Origin of the sequence: Desulfobotulus sp. (assembly GCF_034006065.1) — a bacterium.
GTDB lineage: Bacteria > Desulfobacterota > Desulfobacteria > Desulfobacterales > ASO4-4 > Desulfobotulus.
On the sequence record NZ_JAVETM010000016.1, the window covers coordinates 46,389 to 66,270 of the forward strand.

The following is a 19,882-nucleotide window of genomic DNA, read 5'->3' on the forward strand; positions in this document are numbered from 1 at the left end:
CGTTCATTTTCCTGAAAAATCCTCCTCAAAAAAACCAGGGGATAGGGGGGCTCGATACGCAAAAAGACAAGCCGCCCTATCCCAATTTTTTTCTTGCCATTTCCATAACAATGCAGTACAAATCCAGATGCCGTTTTTTGGATGGGCCTTACTGAAAAACATGAAAAGAATTTTTCCTGAAGGTCGGGGATGGCACCCCTCCCATAACCGCATGCTTGCGGTGCGGGTCATCCCCTCACCCGCCGGTCCGGGATCTACCCAAACCGGATGCGTGGTTGCCACGCAGTTTTTACCACCTTCCTCTCAGGAATTTTCATGACTTTTTCTCAATTTGATCTCCACCCCGCCGTACTTGAAGCCCTCAACGCCCAGAACTTCACCACGCCCAGCCCCATCCAGGATGCTGCCATCCCCCCCCTTCTCGCCAGGGCAGACCAGGACGCCCTGCTGCTGGCAGCCACGGGAACGGGAAAGACCGCTGCCTATGGACTTCCCCTCATCCACCACATTCACAACGATGGACACAAGGCAAGCCTCCAGGCCCTGGTGATTGTCCCCACGCGGGAACTGTGCATCCAGGTGGGAGAAGCCCTCACTTCCTTTTCTTCAAGGCTCCCCGGCTTTCAGGTCTGCATTGCCTACGGCGGTGCAAGCATTGGCCTCCAGGCCCGCGCACTTTCCAGAAAACCCGCCATTCTCGTAGCCACGCCGGGTCGACTTCTGGATCTCATTGCCCGCGGTGACGCCGACATTTCCACCATTGAACGCCTTGTTCTCGACGAGGGGGATGAGCTGCTCACCCCGGGATTTCTGGAAGACATTCAGAAAATACGCACCTTTTTGCCCCAGAACCACACCACATGGATGGTCTCCGCCACCCTGCCGGACACCATACGCGCCGAGGTTTTCTCCCTTTTAAAAAATCCCATCACAATCCGGCCCGATGACAGTCCCGAAAATCCGGAAAAACTGGAGCATGTCTGCCACTGTATGCGGGAACGCCATCGCTTTCCCGCTCTGCTCCGGGTACTCCAGGCCAATCCCGGCGCACGCTCCCTGATTTTCTGCCGCACCCGCAAGGAATCCCAGGAACTGACAGAACGCCTCACCGCCGCAGGCTTTCCCGCAGAAGCCCTGCACGGCGATCTGTCCCAGGCCCAGAGGGAAACCACCGTCAATCGCTTCCGCCAGGGACGCTTTCTCCTGCTGGTGGCAACCAATGTGGCGGCCCGGGGGATTGACCTGCCCGGCCTGCCGCTGGTGATCCACTATCGCCTGCCCGAGGTATCGGAAACCTATACCCACCGTTCCGGACGGACAGCCCGCGCAGGGCACAGCGGCATGGCCGTGGCCCTGATCTCCCCGGAAGAACGGGGACGTATGGCAGGTATCGCAAGAAGAACAGGACTCGCTTTTGTCCCCACGCCTCTGCCCAGCATCCGCGAGATCCGGGAACGTCAGCTTGTCCACTTGGCGGCCAATATCCAAGAAAACGTGCCCGCGGACATGGATCCGGAAATCCTTGCGGATGCGGAAAAGCATATGGCTTCCTGCTCCAGGGAAGACCTGATCCGCGCTCTGCTGGCTGTTCATGCCCCCGCCCTTGCGGGCGCCAATGCCATCCTGGACCAGGAAAAACTGGACGCTCCCCTCAGCGCTCCTCCGAGACCTTTCCAGAAAGGCTTTTCTGCGCATACGGATCGCGCCCTCTGCCGCTGCTTTGTCAACGCAGGCACCCTCGATGGCCTCACCCCTGCATCCATGGGACGCTTCATCGCCAAAACCGCAGGCATCCAGGCCGGTCGTATCCGCAAAATCGACATGCGCCGGGAATTCTCCTTTGTGGATGTGGATTCTGACACCGCCACCATCCTGAAAAACACAGTCCGTGACATTGCCCTTGGCGGACGCAGCGTTTCCGTGAAAGCCCTGGCACCCCGAAAACCCGGACGCCCTAAAAAACACAGCGCCTGATCACTTTTCAGTTCCTATGCATATCCCCACGGGGTCCCGGACAAGGGCCCCGTTCCCTTTACAGCCATGGCCAAAGGAGGTTTTCCATGTCCAGATCCAAACCCCAGCCTTCTGACCTTGCAAGGCGCAAAGAAGCTCTCAGCAGTCTGCCTCCCAGCGTGCGACTGGGCCTTACCGCCGAAGAAACAGAAATTTTTCTTCACCAGGATCTCTGGCCGGAAAGTCTTTGTGAAAAGCTCTCCGATTTTCTCTTTCCCCTGGATCCGGATACACCCTGCCCCGAAAAACCCTGACTCCTTCAAAAAAGGATTTTAACCTCCGGTCTTGGGCCCCAGCCCCCGATAGGCCGTAAATTTCTCCAGGACCACGGTCATGGCGGCATCTTCCAGAATAATGGGACTTCCCACAGCTTTGGCCCGCAGATAGATTCCTGCCACAAATTCGATCTCTTCCGCCACGGCAAAAGCATCCCCAAGGTCTGCCCCCACACTGACCAGTCCGTGATTGGCCAGAAGCAGGGCATACCCTTTCCCCATGCCCTTCACCACCTGCTCTGCCAGCTCCACTGTGCCAAAGGGAGCATAGGGCGCCACAGGCACCTCCGTTCCACCCGCGTACCCCACCAGATAGTGCACCGCAGGCAGAGACCAGCCCAGGCAGGCCAGGGTGGTCGCCCAGGGCGAATGGGTATGCACCACAGCACCAATATCAGCCCTTGCCGCATAGAGGGCCAGATGAAAACCCAACTCACTGGAAGGCTTACGGAACCCTGAAAGCTGTTTTCCAGCCCCATCCACCCACACCAGATCCTCAGGCTCCATATCCCCATAGTCCATGGCAGATGGCGTAATGAGGATCCCTCCCTCTGCCCGCACACTGAGATTTCCTCCAGATCCGGTGGTCAGACCCGAAGCCTGCATCCTTTTTCCATATCGCACCACCTGCTCCGCTATCTCCATGCCTTGTCATCCCCCATCATTATAAAAAAATTCCCGCCAGGCGGCAAAACCACCCTCTTCCACATGGCTTTCCTCCGATGCCACAGCATCCCCAGGCTCCATAAAAAAACCGGAACCCCCTCCGCAAGGAAAGAGTTCCGGCCTGTATTTCAAAAACTTCTGCCAATGGGGCAAATCTTACAGTTCTTCAAGGGCCTCGGTCAGCGCAGGAATGAACTCAAGAATGTCTGCCTCAATACCCACGTTGGCCACCTGGAAGATGGGCGCATTGGGGTTTTTGTTCACAGCCACCACAAGGCCGCCCTTGATGCCGCCCATGTGCTGGAAGGAACCGGAAATACCCATGGCAAGGTAAACCTTGGGCTTAACGGATTTACCGGAAGTACCCACCTGACGGGAGGCATCCATCCACTTGGCATCCACGATGGGACGGGAGCAGGAAACTTCTGCATGGGAGCCAATGGCCTTGGCAAGCTCATGGGCAATCTCAATGTTTTCCTGATCTTCAATACCACGGCCAACGGATACCAGTACTTCAGCCTTGGTGATGTCCACGTCGCCGGCTTCGGGTTCGCGGACTTCAATGAACTTGCGCTTGGCCGCAAGGTCACCAGCAGCTTTGGCTTCCACAGCCCCCCCCACCGCAGCACCTTCTTCAGCAGCAATGGCACCGGGACGAACGGTGATGACAGCGCCTGCGGACATATCCACAGTCACGTGTGTGGAAACCACGCCACCATATTCCTGACGTACCACTTTCAGGGTATCACCGTCGGCACCTTCGATGGCCACAACGTCGGATACATAAGCACCACCCAATTTAACCGCCAGGCCGGGGCCAAGATCCATGCCAAAGGTATTGTTGGCCATGAGCACAACAGCACCAGCGGCAAGGTTGTTGAGAAGGGCCTTGCGGACCACTTCTGCATTGGGATAAGCCAGTTCAGCAGCGTCGATCTTCCATACAGCGGGGAAGAGTTCAGCAGCCTTGGCAGCAGCAGCGTCCACGCCGGAACCGGTGACAATGGCGGTCACGGGTGCGGAAGTGAATTTTTTAGCCGCAGCAGCCAACTCCGCTGCAGAGTCATCCAGAACACCGTCCTTGTGAGATACGAATGCGTATACCGTCGCCATTACTTCAGCCCTCCATTCGCCTTCATGATGTCAATGAGTTTTGCAATGATCTCTTCGGTGCTGCCGGTGAGCATTTCAGCGCCCTCACCGGTTTCGGGGATGAAGTAATCCACCCGCTTGGTCTTGGCACCCGCCGCACCCACGGTGGCAGCGTCAACACCCAGGGCATCTGCGTCATATTCAGGAATTTCAATACCAGAAACCTGACGGATACCCTTGATCCCCACATAGCGAGGCTCATTGATACCGGTCTGGATGGAAAGCACACAGGGAAGTTCAATTTCATTGATTTCCTGGTTGCCGCCTTCAATTTCACGACCAATGGTCAGCTTGCCACTGCCCACTTCCACCATGTTCACAAGGGAAGCATAGGGCAGATCCAGCATGGCGGCCAGCATGCCACCCACAGCACCCTGGCCTGCATCCGCCTGGGCACCGGTGAGGATGAGGTCATACTTGCCTTTTTTCACAGCAGCAGCCAGCAGGGTGGCAATACCCTTGGCGTCAGAATTTTCAAAGGCTTCATCATTCAGCAGAATGCCCTTCTGAGCACCCATGGCCATCTCACGACGGAGAACCTCGTCGGAGTCTTCATCGCCTACGGTCACAACCGTTACGGTTCCGCCCACTTTGTCCACAATCTGAATGGCTTCCTCAACGGCGTAGTTGTCCCACTCGTTGACGGAGTAAACCAGATCATCACGCTCGATGTCATTCCCTGCACTGTTGAGCTCGATTTCGTTCTCCGCAGTATCGGGAACTCTCTTGACGCATACCAAGATTTCCATGAATTCCTCCCAGTTGAAAATAAGGTTTGGCCATCTATATCCGATTCCCATGGGGAGCCCGGACCCTCTGGCCGGATCCGGCGCCGGACTTCCGACGCCGGACGTGGGCTTTACTTGACCATGTGCTTTTCAATCAGTTCTACCAGATCCAGGGCTTCCATCTTGCCTTCGTAACCTGCAACCTTAATCGCGTCTTCCATGTTCACCAGGCAGAAGGGGCAGGCGGTGACGATGACATTGGCACCGGCCTTGGCAGCCATTTTAACACGAAGTACGGCCATACGCTCTTCTTCATGGGGCTCATAGAACAGCATCAGACCACCACCGGAGCAGCAGAAGGAGCGGTCTCCGCTCTTGAGCATCTCCACGGTGCGGATACCGGGGATGGCGTTCAGTGCGGCTCTCGGATCTTCATACACGCCATTATGACGCCCCAGGTAGCAGGGATCATGGTAGGTGAATACGCGAGTGGCGTCTTCCACAGGCTTCAGCTTGATCTTGCCGACCTTCACAGCGCGGGTAACCACAGAACTGATGTGCTCCACGGGTATGGACAGTTTGTAGTCGTTCTTCAGAGCGTTGAACGCATGGGGGTCTGCGGTGACAATGCGCTTGGCACCGGATTCCTTGATCATTTCCACGTTGTGGTTCTTGAGTTCCTGATAGAGGAATTCTTCACCAAAGCGGATAACCTCGTTACCGGAATCCTTCTCATTTTTGCCCAGAACACCGAAATCTTCACCAGCGGCTTTCAGAAGCTTGGCCGTACTCTTGGCGATGTTCACCATGCGGTCGTCAAAGGAGCTGATGGAATCCACAAAGTACAGGGTATTGGCCTTTTCATCCCCTTCAAGAACTTTGACAGGACATTCTTCTGCAATGTCTTTGGTCCAATCGGCCCGCTTCTTCTCCATCTTGCCCCAGGCGTTGCCACGCTTGGACAGGGCCTGCATGGGCTTCTGGAGGGTCTGGGGTACTTCGCCCTCATCCACAAGGCCCCTGCGCAGATCCACGATCTTGTCGATGTACTCAATCCCAATGGGGCATTCCTGCTCACAGGCGCCGCAGGTGGTGCAGCTCCAGATTTCATCTTCCTCATAGACATGCCCCACCAGCTTGTCGCTCTTCAGAATGGGTCCCATGAGGGGATAGGTGTTGAATACGGCCTCACGACCTTTAATGGAGATAAAACGAGGGGACAGGGCGCGACCCACGGTGTTGGCCGGGCACTGATCGGAACAGCGGCCACAGTCAGCGCAGGTGTAGAAATCCAGAATGTGCTTCCAGGTGAAATCTTCGAGCTTCTTCACACCGATGGACTTCAGGTTTTCCATCTCCTCTGCGGACAGACCATACTCGATGGGTTTGATGTTCCCCCGGCGGATCCGCATGAAGTACACGTTGAAAAGGGAGGTGATAACGTGGAAATGCTTACCAAGGGGCAGAAAGCAAAGGAAGAAGAAGAAGGTAAAGTCATGGATGAAATAAGAAGCCACATGCAGGGTCTGAAGCTTTTCCAGGGGCGTTGCCAGGAGGCTGTTCTTCAGAACCCAGGGCAGGGTGCCAGGGGCCAGGAAGTGAGCATGGGCACCGGTCTGGATCTGGGCTGCGATGAGGGTGGCTTCAAAGAGGGCTTCAGACACCATGAGGGTCATAATGACGCAGAGAACAAATACGGCTTCTGCGGTATGATCCTTACCGAAACGGGCAGGCACCTCATAGCGCTCGGGCCGGAAGATGCCACGGCGGATGGCAGCCACAAAACAGGCCACAAACACCACGGTGGCCGCATAGTCCTTGGCCACGTTGTAGATCATGCCAATGATCTGATCCGGTCCGAATCCGGGCAGAGCGAAATCGGGCACCACACCAATGACCACCAGGCTCATGGAGCGCAGGGCCAGGGTAAGAAAGCCAAAAAAGATCAGGATGTGAAGCACACCGCCCATCATGTAGCGGGGCTGACGGACCTGGCCCAGCCAGATCATCAACACGTTCCAGAGCCGCTGCGGAATGGCGTCAAAGCGATCATCCTTGCGCGCCCTTGTCAGAGGCGCCACACGCTTGGCCATGATGTAGGTAAAAAGGGCAATACCCACAATCGGTATCAGAATGGAAAGCAATACCGTAGGGATGCCCATAAACGAGTACTGCGCAGGCGCGATCAATGGTTCCATGGAAACATTCCTTCCCCTAACTGAGTCCTTAAAAAGATGGTTAAATTTGTGATGAACGACCAAAAATCACAAGCGGCTTCCCAAATGCCGCTGTATCGCCGGGTATATGGATCGGAACACTCTTAATAAAGAAAAACCGGATCCGTCAAGTAAAAAATCCGGGGAGTACCCTCGCGACACCTTGTTTTTCAATACTCTTCGGATCTGGCAGGCTTGGCGGGTTTTTCTTCCCTCCCCCCTTCCAGACCTTGCTTTTTAAGGGGTTTGCGTCAAAACGCTAGCAGACGGTGTGTGCTGCATCACCATAAAAATGCCGGGGATTTCCCCGGCGTACGAGCATGGGGCAGGGCCTTTACGCACCTGCCCGTATGTAAATCATCTCCCCTCTTTTTTTAAGAAAGGAAGGATTCCTCTTCAATGGCCACAGCCGCATCCGCACTACGAAGGATGGCATTCATCTTTCCTTCGGTCACGGGCAGCTGGTTGTAGATGAAAAACTCTGCGGATTTGATCACGCCTTTGTAGAAGGCATCTTCCTTCTTCTTCTGACCCAGTTTGGACTGGGCAATGGTGGCCCGCCACAGGAGCATCCAGGCTGCGGTGAGATCCCCCACCACATCGAGGAAGGGATGGGCCTGGCTGAAGGCAACCATCACCTTCTCGCTCATGGCGGTTTTACCCATGTGCATGGCTACCTCACCCAGCTTGTTCAGGGTGGCCTCGGTCTGGGCCGCCAGAGGTGCCAGGGCTTCCACACCCTTGGCCTGGGCTACGGTGGCACCAATCTTCTGCAGAAGGGACATGAAAATCTTGCCCTTTTTCATGCCAAGCTTGCGACCCAGAAGATCCATGGCCTGAATGCCGTTGGTACCCTCATAGATCAGGGTGATGCGTACATCCCGGAGGAGCTGGGCCAGGGGATATTCCTCAATGAAACCATATCCGCCATACACCTGCATGCCCTGGGAAACCACCTCAAAGCTGCGGTCGGTCACATAGCCCTTTCCGATGGGGGTCAGTACTTCCACAAGACCTTCATAAAGCTCCTTTTCCTCAGCACTTTCCGCCAGGTGGGCCATATCGTCGCAGTAGGCCAGATAGTACAGAATGGAGCGCATGGCTTCGGTGTAGCTCTTCATCATCATAAGCTGACGCCGCACATCCGGGTGCTGGATGATGGGCACACCGCCGCCCTTGGGATTGGTGAGAAGCGCACCCTGTACACGCTCCTTGGCGTAGTTCAGGGCATACATGTAGGCTGCGGAACCGCAGGCAAAACCCTGCATCCCCACCAGCTGACGGGCTTCATTCATCATGAGGAACATGTGAGCCATGCCCTTGTTGGGCTCGCCGAGAAGCTCACCGATGCACTCATTCTTGCCGCCTAAGGCCAGAGAGCAGGTGCAGTTGCCATGGATGCCCATTTTGTGCTCAATACCCGTGCAGACCACATCATTGAAGGCGCCGAGGCTGCCATCATCGTTCACACGGAACTTGGGAACCAGGAAGAGGGAAATGCCCTTGGTGCCAGCGGGAGCCCCCTCAATACGGGCCAGAACGGGATGTACGATGTTGGGAGAAAGCTGCTCCTGCTCCCCGCCGGAGATGAAGATCTTGTTGCCCACAATCTTGTAGGTACCGTCTGCCTGGGGATAGGCCACGGTTTCCAGAGCGCCGACGTCGGAACCGGCACAGGCTTCCGTAAGAAGCATGGTACCGCACCACTCACCAGTATAGATATTCTTGAGGAAGAGTTTTTTCTGTTTTTCCGTACCAAAGGTTTCCACAAGCTTGCCCGCCCCATGGGTAAGGCCGGGATACATCATGAAGGGGTAGTTGGCACCATTGAAGAACTCGCTGGCCGCCAGGGCCACGGTCTTGGGCATGCCCTGACCACCCCACTCGGGGGCTTCGCTCATGGCCGTCCACTCGCCCTTTTTCAGAAGATCATAGGCCCGCACAAAGGATTCGGGAATGCGGACCTTGCCGTTTTCAAAGGTACAGCCGATGGTGTCGCCATCTTTCCAGGTAGGGAGCAGCTCCTTGATGGCAAGGTTTCTTGCCTCATTCACAATCATGTCCACGGTTTTCTTATTGAAATCCGCAAACTTTTCCTTTTCGGCAAACTTGCCCACTTCAAGCTGTTCATGCAGAACAAAATCCACATCCCGTCTTTCAGAAATTACTTGCGCCATCTTTGGATCTCCTTGCTGGTTTTATGGTGTTTTTTCAGTACATCAAAGTCTGTTGGGGCTTATGCATTGGGTTCCGAAGAAAAACAGCCGATCCCCCGGATAAAAAGATCCACCAAAGGTTCGGCCATGCTCACCAGATCATATTTGCCTTCGGCCAGGACCCAGGTACTGATCACCTCGTCCACGGCACCCAGGATAAAACGCTTCACCAACGCCATATAAAGGTCTTTACGGATCCCCCCTTGGGCCTGACCTTCTTCAATAATTTCTCCGATGAGTTCACGGTAACGCGCTGAAATCTCATTCACCTGGTCCGCCATGGCATGGATTTTTCGCGTTTCCGCCTGAAAAACCACGGCCATCTCCCGATCCTCCTGAAAGGCCTCCAGATGACATGTGATGAGTCGGGCCAATTTATCCCGGGCGCTGTCCGCTCCGTCAATGGCTGCGCGGAAGCGGGCAAAGATGTCTTCTGTTCTTTCTTCAAAAAAACGAAAGAGAATATCGTCTTTGTTTTTGAAATAAAGATAAATGGTCCCATCGGCCACGCCCGCTTCCCGGGCAATTTCCGATATGGTTGCACGGAAAACGCCGCGTTTTGCAAAGACTGTGATCCCAGCCCTTAAAATCCGCTGATATTTATCCTGTCTGTCGATCCGCGAAATAAAACCCTCCTCACCTGAAAAACATGATTTACTGTCCTGGTTGTCCGCTCTTTTGCAAGTCATACATGGATTTCAGCAACTCTTTACCCTTTGATCAAAAATGAGGATACTCTCAATTAGCAGTCACAGAGGAAAACTGTCAAGCCTTTTATAATCATAAGCCCCACAAAGAAACATCGTTCCCCATACAACCTGGAACAGCGTTCATGAACCTACGATTATCTGCGACATCGCCGTTTTTTACAAATCTTTACAATCAGCCTTGCCAAAGCCCGGAAGCAGGCGTAGAATCATGGCTACTTTCGATACGATAGCAAAGAATCGCCTGTCGGGGTCTCTTGAATGCTTAGGTCAGAGATGGAAATTTCTGATCCTTGACTGTGCATGCACAAGGCGAAAATCCTCCTGCCGCCGCATATCTCCCCGCAAGGCCAAACCTTCACCCCCCATCAACCCAAGGAGATGCTATGGTACGATCAAAATCCAAAAAAGAACCCGATGGCCGTCTTTTGATCCTGAAAGACCTTCTTATTTTTCTTCTTTGTCTTGGCATGCTCACAGCCTTCCAGGCCTGCAGCAGCTCCGGCTCTGATCCCAGCCCTCAACCCCAACCCACTCCCACCAGCGTCACCGTATCCGGCCAGGTTTTTGGCAGCGGTGGCCTTGAAGGCGTACGGGTTTCCGCCGGTGGCAAAGACGCAACCACCGATGCCAACGGCATGTACACCCTGAGCGGTATCCCTGTTCCAGAAAAGGGACGTCTGGTACTTACCTATGCCAAGCAAGGATATGCCACCTACCAGCGCAGCCTGCCCGTTGAAGCCGGAAAAACCTATGCCGCTTCAGCCAAAATGACCGCCTTCACCCTTTCAGAGCTGAATCAGGATACAAGCCAAAAGATCGAAATCCAGGATTCAGAAAAGAAAGTCCAACTGAACCTGCCCGCAGGCAGTATCCCAGGCGCAAACGCCGTCAATATCAGCATTGCCGTGGGAGATCCCACAACACCGGAAGGCGCCCAGGCCTTCCCCGGTGACTACATGGCAGCCACCGGCACGAGCGGGGATCCCAATACCCCCCTTGAAAGTATCGCCTTTACGGAAATCACCCTCGTGGATCCTGCCAGCGGAAAGCCCATCACAACCCTCTCCGCACCCGCCACCGTCAAACTGAAACTACCGGATATCTATCAGCAGGGCGGAGAACGTGCAGGCACCTATGTGGCAGGCCACCCTGACAAAGGAAGCATTGAGTGGTGGTCTTATGATGAAACCAAGGGCACCTGGCTCCGGGAAGATGCGGATCCCTCAACGCCTGAGATGGATAATGCCAAAATCATTGAAGAAGGCGGCATTCTCTATGCAGAAGCCCAGATCACCCATTTTTCCTGGTGGAACGCCGACCGACCCATCAATGAGCACGCCTGCGTCTGTGTCCTGGTTCTGGATGAGGACGGCAATCCCCGCAGGGGCATTGAAGTCACAGCAGAAGGCCTCACCTACAGTGGCACATCCCAGCCCACCGTCACCGATGCCACAGGCAAAGCCTGTGTCACCGTAGAGCGCACCCAGAACTCCACAAATCCGGTGAAGGTGAAAGTGCTTGCCAAAGCCGGAGCCTTGGCCTTTCCCTACAACGAGGATGGCGTCACAGTCTGGGAAACCCAGGGCAGCACCCTGGACAACTCCGGAACCTGCATGATTCTTCCGGATCCCATTGTGCTTGCCTTTGATGGGGTCATCAGTGGAACCATCCTCTATGAAGGCAATCTCCAGCCTGCTCAGAATATTGCCGTACATACCAGCTTCGGGCCTTCCGCCCAGACGGACGCCAGTGGCAGGTATACCATCAAGGTACCTCTGAACGCAGAAATCTATGTCTTTGTGGCTGGTCTTGCCAGCAAGAAAGTGCATCTCAATGCTGGCAACAGACAGGCTGTGGTGGATTTTGAGCTTCCCAACAGAGCGCCTGTCATCTCTTCCCTTACCCGTTCCCCCGAAGGGCTCATCAACCCCGGCAGCCCGGTAAACCTGACAGCCAACGCCTCGGATCCCGATGGCGACAGCATCTCCTACACCTGGAGCACCACCGCAGGAACCCTGAGCAACACCTCCGGCGGTAATGTGCCCAGCCACAGCGTCACCTGGACAGCCCCCGGCGGAGTCGGAACCGCCACCATTACGGTCACAGTCACGGACGCCAAGGGAAAAAGCGATCAGAAAACCCTTGTGATTTCCTGGGGCGGCAGCACCTCCACCCACTTCAAGGTCACCATCAAGGAAACTCCCACATCCGATCAGGCCGTACAGGGCGTGTGGGTTGTCCTCCATGGCACAGACGGACGTTCCGTTGCCCAGAGCCTGCGAACCAACACCAACGGCGTGGCGGATTTCGGCAATGTCGGAAGAAGCCAGGTAAACATCACCATCGCCCATGAAAAACAACGACAGGATTACGGCGCGGTTACCCTGGAAAGGGAGATGAACACCTTTGTATCCATCCCTGCCGGAGATTGGGTCTATTACCTGGAAACAGAAGATGTGGAACCCCACACCTTTTATTGCCAGGAAGGCGGTCAGACCGTTGTAGTCCCCGTTGATTACGGCACGGAGGAACCCGCCCTGGGAGAAACCCTGCGCTTCATTCCTTACATGGATATTACGGGCTGGACACCTCAGCGCCCCAGTAGTCACAATATCCGCATCTGCCCCGGAACACTCCAGGCCGACGGAAAATTCAGTCTTCTGGCCCAATTGGGACAATATCAGTCTGAAACAGGCAATTTTGCCTGGAACCGCTATGGTTTTATCCTGGATCAGGACCCTGCGGGCGCCATCACCCTCCTCATGGTCACACGAAATCCTGTGAACATGGGCTGGCAGTCCAACCTTGCCCTCAACCAGATCCTGTTTTCCGGTTGGCGCAAGGGAACGCACTTCCAACTGGGGGGAAGCCATCATCCGACAGCCATGACCTCCGGTAGCTTCGCCTATCCCCAGGACATAGACATGCAGGGATATGCCCTTTCCGGCGCCACCTACGGGCAATCCAATGGCTTTAACCATTCCCGGTCCATCCGCAAACGATATACGTCCGCACCGACAGAGGTGACCCTCGCCTTCCCGGACCGCCAGGTCTCCAATCCTGCGTACAATGAAGCCACCCAAACCATATCCTGGACCCTCAGCGGTACGGCTCCCATGGATGTTCTGAATGCAGAGATCAACGCCTGGATGCCTCCCACGGATACCAGCGCCCCCATTGACTTCTCCTGGAGCGCCATCATGCCTCCCAATGGAAGCAGCTGGCAGTTCCCGAATCTGCCCCAGGAACTCATGGCCTGGATGCCTCCGAACGAGGCAACGCACAAAACCATTTCCGTTTCCATTGAGAATTTTGCCAGCTACAGCGGATATGAGGCAGCGCTTCTTGCTTTCCTCAGGGGAGAAAGACCCTTTGACGATTATGAAGTCTATCGTATGGAAAGCAGCTCCATGGAAGATGAGGAAGAACCCGAAGAACGCACAGCTCTGAGGCAGGCCCGCAGCCTGGATGCACAGCCTTCCTCCCAGCCCCTTCTTCGGAAATCTTCTCTCAGTATGAAAGGCTTTATGCGCCAATAATCTTTTTCCTCCGACCCTTTATTAAAATAAGGGTCGGAATCCCTTTTCTGCGGGTACGGTGCCTCTGTCTGCCCTGCCCGCAGTTTTTTTAACCTTTCCCGTCCAAGGCCGCAGCCAGAAGCCTTTTCGTATACTCCTGTTGCGGCCTGTCCAGAATCTCCGCAGCCCTCCCCGCCTCCACAATATGCCCGTCCTTCATCACCAGAATCCTGTGACTGATGGCCCGGATCACCTTAAGATCATGGGAGATGAAAAGGTAGGAAAGCCCTTTTTTTTCCTGAAGACCCTTAAGAAGCCCCAGCACCTGGAACTGCACGGTCCGGTCAAGGGAAGAAGTGGGCTCATCCAGAATCAGGAGTTCCGGGTCGAGAACGAGAGCCCTGGCAATGGCAATGCGCTGACGCTGCCCTCCGGAAAATTCATGGGGATAGCGGAAACGGATACCGGGGTCCAGCCCCACCTCCTCCAGGGCCCGCACCACACGGGCCTCACGGGAAGATCCATCCCCCAGACCATGCACCAGAAGGCCTTCGGCCACAATGTCCGCCACACTCATTCTGGGGCTTAAGCTTGCAAAGGGATCCTGAAACACCACCTGCATCCGTCGCCGGAAGGCTTTCAGCGTCCCGTCCCTTCTGTCATGAAGGGGCGCGCCATCAAGGAAAATCTCCCCCTTTGATGCCAGAAGCCTGAGCACGGCAAGGCCAAGGCTCGTTTTTCCGGAACCGGACTCGCCCACAACCCCTAAGGTCTCCCCCCGGCCCAGCATAAAGGTCGCATCGGAAAGGGCCTTAAATTCCTTTTTCCTTCTGAAAAGTCCTGTTCTGATGGGAAAGGTCACCTCAAGATCCCGCACCTCCAGCAGGGGCCGCCCTTCTTCCTCAACACTTTCCGGAGGTGCCATGTTTTCCGCCTGAAGAAGCCTCCGGGTAAAGACCTCCCTGCCCCCTCCTTCAAACAGTTTTACCGTATCCTCCACCTCCACAATGCGGCCTGCGTCCATGACCGCCGTGCGATCCGTCCCATGGCGCACCACCCCGAGATCATGGGTAATGAGCAGCATGGCCATGCCCATCTCCCGCTGAAGCTTTGACAAAAGGGCCAGGATCTGGGCCTGCACCGTGACATCCAGCGCCGTGGTGGGCTCGTCGGCAATGAGCAGATCCGGCCTGTTGGCAATGGCCATGGCGATCATCACCCGCTGACGCTGGCCTCCGGAAAGCTCGTGGGGATAGGCTTCCATGCGACGTTCCGGTTCAGGGATCCCCACTGCTTCCAGAAGTTCCAGCACCCGCTTTTGCAGTCTTGATGCGGAAACAACGCCCTCATGGACGCGAATGCCTTCTCCGATCTGCCGTCCGATCCGGTGCAAAGGATTGAGAGCCGTCATGGGTTCCTGGAAGATCATGGAAATACGCTTTCCACGGACAGAACGCATGGCAGAAGTCTTTAAGGAAAAAAGATCTTCTCCTTTGAAAAAAATTCTGCCCGAGACCTCGCATCCCGGCCCAGAAGGGAGAAGCCTCAGAATGGCGTGGGCGGTGAGGGATTTTCCCGAACCCGAAGCCCCCACAAGGCCAAGGGTCTCGCCCGGAGCCAGATCCAGGGACACATCCCTTACGGCCGTAAGAATCTCCCCGCCGCCGGGATGAAAACGAATGCCGAGGTTTTCAATGGAGAGCAGAGGCGTCTTCATGCTTTCCGCCCCTCCATTCTGGGATCAAAGGCATCCCGCACCCCTTCTCCGATAAAGACGAGGAGGCTTAAAAGCAGGGCCAGCACGCAAAAAGCAGAAATCCCCAGCCAGGGCGCATGGAGATTGGCCTTGCCCTGGGCCAGAAGCTCTCCCAGAGAAGGAGAGCCGGGAGGCAGGCCAAAGCCGAGAAAGTCAAGCGCCGTAAGGGAGCCGATGGCCGCACTCACCTGAAAGGGAAGAAAGGTTAATGCCGCCACCATGGCGTTGGGCAGAATATGGCGCAGCATGATGCGGCCATGGCCCATGCCCAAGGCCCGTGCCGCACGCACGTATTCAAGGTTTCTGCCCCGGAGAAACTCCGCCCGCACAACGCCCACAAGGCTCATCCAGCCAAAGAGAAGCATGATGGCAAGGAGCCACCAGAAATCCGGGGCTATGACGCTGGAAAGAAGAATGAGAAGGTAGAGAACGGGCAGACCGGACCAGATTTCAATGAAGCGCTGCCCGAAAAGATCCACCCATCCGCCAAAATACCCCTGCAAGGCCCCCGCAAGAACGCCTATGGCAGAGCCCAGGCCCGCAAGGCAGAGTCCGAAAAGAACGGAAATACGGAAACCGTACACCAGCCTTGCCAAAACATCCCGGCCCAGATCGTCGGTGCCCAGCCAGTTTCCCGGAGAAGGCGGAGCAGGAAAGGCCTCCTTCAGGCCAAAATGGATGGTGTCATGGGCAAAGGGAATGGGTGGCCAGATCATGAAGCCCTCTTTCCGGATGAGGGCCTGCACATGGGGGTCGCGGTACACCGCTTCTGTCCCGAGGGTTCCGCCAAAGCGGGTTTCCGGATAGGCCACCAGAACGGGAAAAAAGGATGCGCCCTGATAGCGCACATATAGGGGCCGGTCATTGGCCACCCACTCCGCCGCCAGGGTGAAAATGAAAAGAACGGCAAAGATCCAGAGCGAGATCCAGGCCCTGCCATTTTCCCGGAAACGCCGCCAGCGGCGCTCCCCCACAGGGCCCAGCAAAGGCTTTCCCATATATGCGCCTCCTTTATGCGCCACGGCTTTCAAAATCGATTCTCGGATCCACCAGAGAATAGGTGAGGTCACTCACAAGGTTTAACACCAGCCCCAGCAGGGTGAAAATATACAGGGTTCCGAACATCACGGGATAATCCCGGCCCATGGTGGCCTCAAAGCCCAGAAGGCCGAGACCGTCCAGGGAGAAGATCACCTCCACCAGAAGGGAGCCTGTGAAAAACATGGACACAAAGGCCGCAGGAAAACCCGCAATCACAATGAGCATGGCATTGCGGAACACATGGCCGAAAAGCACCCGGCCTTCGGAAAGCCCCTTGGCCCGGGCCGTTACCACATACTGTTTGTGGATCTCATCGAGAAAGGCGTTTTTGGTGAGAAGGGTAAGGGTGGCAAAACCGCCGATAACCAGGGCTGTCACCGGCAGAACCAGATGCCAGGCATAGTCCAGTATCTTTCCCATCATGGAAAGATCCGCAAAATGAGGAGAGGTCAGACCCCGCAGGGGAAAGATCTGCAGCCAGGCTCCGCCCGCAAAGAGCACCACCAGCAGCACCGCGAAAAGAAAGACGGGCACCGCATTGCCAAAAACCACCAGCGCCGAGGTCCAGAGGTCAAAGCGGGAACCGTGACGTAAGGCCTTGGCCACGCCTAAGGGAATGGACACCAGGTAGATGATCAGGGTGCTCCAGAGTCCTAAGGAAATGGAAACGGGCAGTTTTTCCCCGATGAGCTGCAGAACCGGAGTGCTGCGGAAAAAACTTTCCCCGAAATCAAAGACGAGAAAATCCCGGAGCATCCGGAAATAACGCACATGCAGGGGCTGATCAAAGCCGTACATCTTTTCAATGCGGGAAACCAGTTCCGGATCCAGGCCCTGAGCGCCCCGGTACCGGGATTCGCTGCTTTTGTCCGAGGCAAGAGAGGTGCTCACCGCCACCTCGGAGCCGCCCACACCGGAAACCCGGGCCGTGAGGCCAGGCCCTTCTCCTTCCAGCTGATGCAGCATCTGCTCCACCGGCCCGCCGGGAGCCGCCTGAATGATGAAGAAATTGATGGTGAGAATGCCAAGCAGGGTGGGCACAATGAGCAGCAGTCTGCGCAGGATGTAGGCGGTCATGGTTCTCCCCGTGCATCAGGGTCAAAAGGGATGAAAAAGCCGGAGAAACGAAAACTTCGGTGGTGGTGGACAAAGGGGCCTATTCCGCGTTTTTGTCCCACCAGCTGTAGATGGCAAGTCCATAGGGCGGGGGTGTGTCCGGCATGGCAATGGTGCTGCGATGGGCCAGACGGAAAACCGAGGTATGCCAGTTGGGTACCAGATAATGCCCATGACGCAGCACCCGGTCAAGGCTCCGGCAGGCAGCGATGAGGGAATCTCTGTCCGGAGCCGTGGCAATGGCCTGCACCAGGGCATCCACCGCAGAATCACAGATGCCCATGTAATTCCGGGAACCGGGGGTGGATGCCGCCTTGCAGCTCCAGAAATCCTCCTGCTCGTTTCCCGGAGACAAAGACTGGGGAAAAACCGCCACAGTCATGTCAAAGTCAAAGCTGCGCATGCGGTTCACATACTGGGAAGGGTCCACGGAGCGGATGCGCGCCACGATGCCAAGGCGCTTCAGGTTCTGCACATAGGGCAGCATGACCCGTTCAAAAACCGGGTTGTGCAGAAGAATTTCAAAACGAAAGGGCCGACCTTCCGGTGTATGCAAAACTCCATCCTTCAGGATGCAGCCCGCCTCTTCCAGAAGATCTGCGGCCCGCAGCAGCTGGGCCCGCAGAAAGCCTGATCCGTCCGTCAACGGCGGCAGGGGCACTGGCCCGAACACGTCTTCCCCCAGCATCCCCCGCAAGGGCTCCAGATAACGGAGCTCTTCTTTTGTGGGCAAGCCCTTGGCGGCCATTTCCGAATTGCTGAAATAGCTTCTGGAACGGACATACTGGTCGTGGAAAAGGGTGGTGTTGCTCCACTCAAAATCAAAGGCAAGGCTTAAGGCCTCCCGCACCCGCACATCCTGAAACAGGGCGCGCCGGGTGTTCATGGCAAAACCCTGCATACCGCCGGGAAGCTTATGGGGCAAAACGGTCTTCACGAGATGCCCATCCCTGAAAGCTTTTCCCGTGTACTGGGTGGCCCAGATCTTTGCCGTGTTTTCAAGGCGGAGATCATAATAGCCCGCCTTGAAGGCTTCCAGGGATACGGTGGCGTCCCGGAAATATTCGTAGGCAATGCGATCAAAATTATACTGCCCCCGATTCACAGGAAGCTCCCGGCCCCAGTATTCCCCATCCCGCACATAGACCACCCTGCGGCCCGGCTCAAAGCTTTCCAGGCGGTAAGGCCCGCTTCCCAGGGGAACACGGAACCCCGAGCGGCCAAAGTCCACCCCTTCCCAGTCTTTTTCCGACAAAACGGGAAGCTGTCCCAGAATCAGGGGCAGCTCAGGATTGTCCGGTGTTCTGAAATCAAAGCGCACCTTGCGTTCATCCTCTGCCACCACCTCGGCCACATCCCGGTAATACCGGGCATAGTGGGGTTTTCCATCCTTCACCAGCATGCGGAAGGTAAAAGCCACATCCGAGGCCCGCACCGGAGTCCCGTCATGGAAACGGGCTTGGGGGTGCAGGGTGAAACGGATCCAGCTGCCGTCCTCCGCCAGGGTCACACTTTCCGCCAGCAGCCCATACTGGGCAAAGGGCTCATCATCGGAAGAGGTCATGAGGGTGTCAAAGAGAAGTCCGATGCCGGACGCCGCCATGCCCTTCATGATAAAAGGATGAAAACTGTCAAAGGTACCGAGGGCTTCCAGACGGAGCATCCCCCCTTTGGGGGCATCGGGTCTTACATAGGCAAAATGGGTGAAGTCCGGGCCGTAGGCGGGTGCTTCTCCCAGAGACAGGGCATGCCGGGGCAGGGCTTGGGCAGAAAGGGAGTCTGCCCAGAGCAGGATGCAGGCGAAAAGGACCAGGATTCTTTTTTTACACATTCTTTCCCCTCTTGTAGGGCATTCTGTGCCCCTTCACACAACCCCCCCGGAAATCCATCCGTTCTGAAAGAGCCAGGACAATAAAATTTTAAAATTAAAGCCTTTTCCTGTTCCGAAAAGTAAAGGATCCTCATTCAGATCGGCATCCGTAAAAATCTGCATGGCCCATGAATGCAAGGCGGAATCATTTGGATCCATGGCACTACAGACACTCCCCCCTGTTCGATAACGGACGACTCCCTTTAAAAAAGAGGCTGGGGCCCGATTTACGGCCATTTTCCTCCCAGTGCGGGCAGTCGAAATCCCGCCTGTCCTGCATGAGGCAGGAATTTCTCTGATTCATGCAGCTATCAAGACAGTCAAAATCCCCCGGAGGGCACAGAGCCTCGCACTGATCCCGGTTCGCATCGCATCGCGACAGAGCAGAGCTGAAAACCTCATTACAGCAGTTGGTGCAGACAATGAAATCCGGACAGCCATGAATACAGTCAATATAGGTACCGGTTGCGCCATGGGAAACAGGCCCGGTCATGAAGATCAGGGCCGGAGCCAGAAACGAATAAAAAAGCAGCGTCTGGATCTTTTTCATGTGGCTTCTCCTTCGATGTATGCGAATGTCCAGGAATATCATGCCGCCTCAATAA

The 19,882-nt window shown here is 55.8% G+C and carries 15 protein-coding genes; 3 read left to right on the forward strand and 12 right to left on the reverse strand.

What is annotated here, in order from left to right:
• Positions 1–3: 3 nt before the first annotated feature.
• Positions 4–282: a hypothetical protein gene (locus RBR60_RS08075; protein WP_320355540.1), complete on the reverse strand. Its 279-nt coding sequence runs from the start codon at positions 280–282 to the stop codon at positions 4–6.
• A gap of 33 nt (positions 283–315) precedes the next feature.
• On the opposite strand from RBR60_RS08075, the gene RBR60_RS08080 reads away from it, so the two are divergent.
• On the forward strand, positions 316–1,974 hold the full coding sequence (locus tag RBR60_RS08080) for a DEAD/DEAH box helicase (RefSeq protein WP_320355542.1): 1,659 nt from the start codon (positions 316–318) through the stop codon (positions 1,972–1,974).
• Between the two features lie 86 nt (positions 1,975–2,060).
• Positions 2,061–2,267, forward strand: coding sequence for a hypothetical protein (locus tag RBR60_RS08085; protein WP_320355544.1), 207 nt, complete (start codon positions 2,061–2,063; stop codon positions 2,265–2,267).
• Between the two features lie 18 nt (positions 2,268–2,285).
• On the opposite strand, the gene RBR60_RS08090 is transcribed toward RBR60_RS08085, so the two are convergent.
• The 6 genes from RBR60_RS08090 to RBR60_RS08115 form a co-directional block, all read right to left on the reverse strand.
• Complete coding sequence (locus RBR60_RS08090; protein WP_320355547.1) at positions 2,286–2,933, reverse strand: class II aldolase/adducin family protein; 648 nt, start codon at positions 2,931–2,933, stop codon at positions 2,286–2,288.
• Positions 2,934–3,110: 177 nt separating this feature from the next.
• Positions 3,111–4,067 carry an electron transfer flavoprotein subunit alpha/FixB family protein gene (locus tag RBR60_RS08095; RefSeq protein ID WP_320355549.1) on the reverse strand — a complete coding sequence of 319 codons (957 nt, stop codon included), beginning with the start codon at positions 4,065–4,067 and terminating at the stop codon, positions 3,111–3,113.
• A complete protein-coding gene (locus tag RBR60_RS08100) occupies positions 4,067–4,855 on the reverse strand; it encodes an electron transfer flavoprotein subunit beta/FixA family protein (RefSeq protein ID WP_320355551.1) in 789 nt (262 codons plus the stop codon). The genes RBR60_RS08095 and RBR60_RS08100 overlap by 1 nt, the downstream gene beginning before the upstream one ends.
• A 110-nt stretch (positions 4,856–4,965) precedes the next feature.
• The gene (locus tag RBR60_RS08105; RefSeq protein ID WP_320355553.1) at positions 4,966–7,032 is read right to left on the reverse strand and encodes a (Fe-S)-binding protein; all 2,067 of its coding nucleotides are present in this window, start codon (positions 7,030–7,032) and stop codon (positions 4,966–4,968) included.
• 392 nt (positions 7,033–7,424) lie between these two features.
• A complete protein-coding gene (locus tag RBR60_RS08110; protein ID WP_320355555.1) occupies positions 7,425–9,227 on the reverse strand; it encodes an acyl-CoA dehydrogenase in 1,803 nt (600 codons plus the stop codon).
• 59 nt (positions 9,228–9,286) lie between these two features.
• The gene (locus RBR60_RS08115; RefSeq protein ID WP_320355586.1) at positions 9,287–9,892 is read right to left on the reverse strand and encodes a TetR/AcrR family transcriptional regulator; all 606 of its coding nucleotides are present in this window, start codon (positions 9,890–9,892) and stop codon (positions 9,287–9,289) included.
• 467 nt (positions 9,893–10,359) lie between these two features.
• On the opposite strand from RBR60_RS08115, the gene RBR60_RS08120 reads away from it, so the two are divergent.
• Positions 10,360–13,515 carry a carboxypeptidase-like regulatory domain-containing protein gene (locus RBR60_RS08120; RefSeq protein WP_320355556.1) on the forward strand — a complete coding sequence of 1,052 codons (3,156 nt, stop codon included), beginning with the start codon at positions 10,360–10,362 and terminating at the stop codon, positions 13,513–13,515.
• 88 nt (positions 13,516–13,603) lie between these two features.
• On the opposite strand, the gene RBR60_RS08125 is transcribed toward RBR60_RS08120, so the two are convergent.
• The 5 genes from RBR60_RS08125 to RBR60_RS08145 all read right to left on the reverse strand — a co-directional run bounded on the left by RBR60_RS08125 (position 13,604) and on the right by RBR60_RS08145 (position 19,827).
• Positions 13,604–15,211 (reverse strand): dipeptide ABC transporter ATP-binding protein, encoded by a 1,608-nt coding sequence (locus RBR60_RS08125; protein WP_320355558.1) that lies wholly within the window; start codon positions 15,209–15,211, stop codon positions 13,604–13,606.
• Positions 15,208–16,248 carry an ABC transporter permease gene (locus tag RBR60_RS08130; RefSeq protein WP_320355560.1) on the reverse strand — a complete coding sequence of 347 codons (1,041 nt, stop codon included), beginning with the start codon at positions 16,246–16,248 and terminating at the stop codon, positions 15,208–15,210. Before RBR60_RS08130 ends, RBR60_RS08125 begins: the two co-directional genes overlap by 4 nt.
• Positions 16,249–16,261: 13 nt before the next feature.
• Positions 16,262–17,368, reverse strand: coding sequence for a microcin C ABC transporter permease YejB (locus RBR60_RS08135; protein ID WP_320355562.1), 1,107 nt, complete (start codon positions 17,366–17,368; stop codon positions 16,262–16,264).
• 79 nt (positions 17,369–17,447) lie between these two features.
• Positions 17,448–19,238: an extracellular solute-binding protein gene (locus RBR60_RS08140; protein WP_320355564.1), complete on the reverse strand. Its 1,791-nt coding sequence runs from the start codon at positions 19,236–19,238 to the stop codon at positions 17,448–17,450.
• 202 nt (positions 19,239–19,440) lie between these two features.
• Positions 19,441–19,827 (reverse strand): hypothetical protein, encoded by a 387-nt coding sequence (locus RBR60_RS08145; RefSeq protein ID WP_320355566.1) that lies wholly within the window; start codon positions 19,825–19,827, stop codon positions 19,441–19,443.
• Positions 19,828–19,882: the final 55 nt, after the last annotated feature.

Excerpts from the sequence above, each read along its gene's own strand:
- RBR60_RS08080 (WP_320355542.1), top strand. The coding sequence starts at position 316 with ATGACTTTTTCTCAATTTGATCTCCACCCCGCCGTACTTGAAGCCCTC.
- RBR60_RS08085 (WP_320355544.1), top strand. The coding sequence starts at position 2,061 with ATGTCCAGATCCAAACCCCAGCCTTCTGACCTTGCAAGGCGCAAAGAA.
- RBR60_RS08090 (WP_320355547.1), bottom strand. The coding sequence starts at position 2,933 with ATGGAGATAGCGGAGCAGGTGGTGCGATATGGAAAAAGGATGCAGGCT.
- RBR60_RS08095 (WP_320355549.1), bottom strand. The coding sequence starts at position 4,067 with ATGGCGACGGTATACGCATTCGTATCTCACAAGGACGGTGTTCTGGAT.
- RBR60_RS08100 (WP_320355551.1), bottom strand. The coding sequence starts at position 4,855 with ATGGAAATCTTGGTATGCGTCAAGAGAGTTCCCGATACTGCGGAGAAC.
- RBR60_RS08105 (WP_320355553.1), bottom strand. The coding sequence starts at position 7,032 with ATGGAACCATTGATCGCGCCTGCGCAGTACTCGTTTATGGGCATCCCT.
- RBR60_RS08110 (WP_320355555.1), bottom strand. The coding sequence starts at position 9,227 with ATGGCGCAAGTAATTTCTGAAAGACGGGATGTGGATTTTGTTCTGCAT.
- RBR60_RS08120 (WP_320355556.1), top strand. The coding sequence starts at position 10,360 with ATGGTACGATCAAAATCCAAAAAAGAACCCGATGGCCGTCTTTTGATC.
- RBR60_RS08125 (WP_320355558.1), bottom strand. The coding sequence starts at position 15,211 with ATGAAGACGCCTCTGCTCTCCATTGAAAACCTCGGCATTCGTTTTCAT.
- RBR60_RS08130 (WP_320355560.1), bottom strand. The coding sequence starts at position 16,248 with ATGGGAAAGCCTTTGCTGGGCCCTGTGGGGGAGCGCCGCTGGCGGCGT.
- RBR60_RS08135 (WP_320355562.1), bottom strand. The coding sequence starts at position 17,368 with ATGACCGCCTACATCCTGCGCAGACTGCTGCTCATTGTGCCCACCCTG.
- RBR60_RS08140 (WP_320355564.1), bottom strand. The coding sequence starts at position 19,238 with ATGTGTAAAAAAAGAATCCTGGTCCTTTTCGCCTGCATCCTGCTCTGG.
- RBR60_RS08145 (WP_320355566.1), bottom strand. The coding sequence starts at position 19,827 with ATGAAAAAGATCCAGACGCTGCTTTTTTATTCGTTTCTGGCTCCGGCC.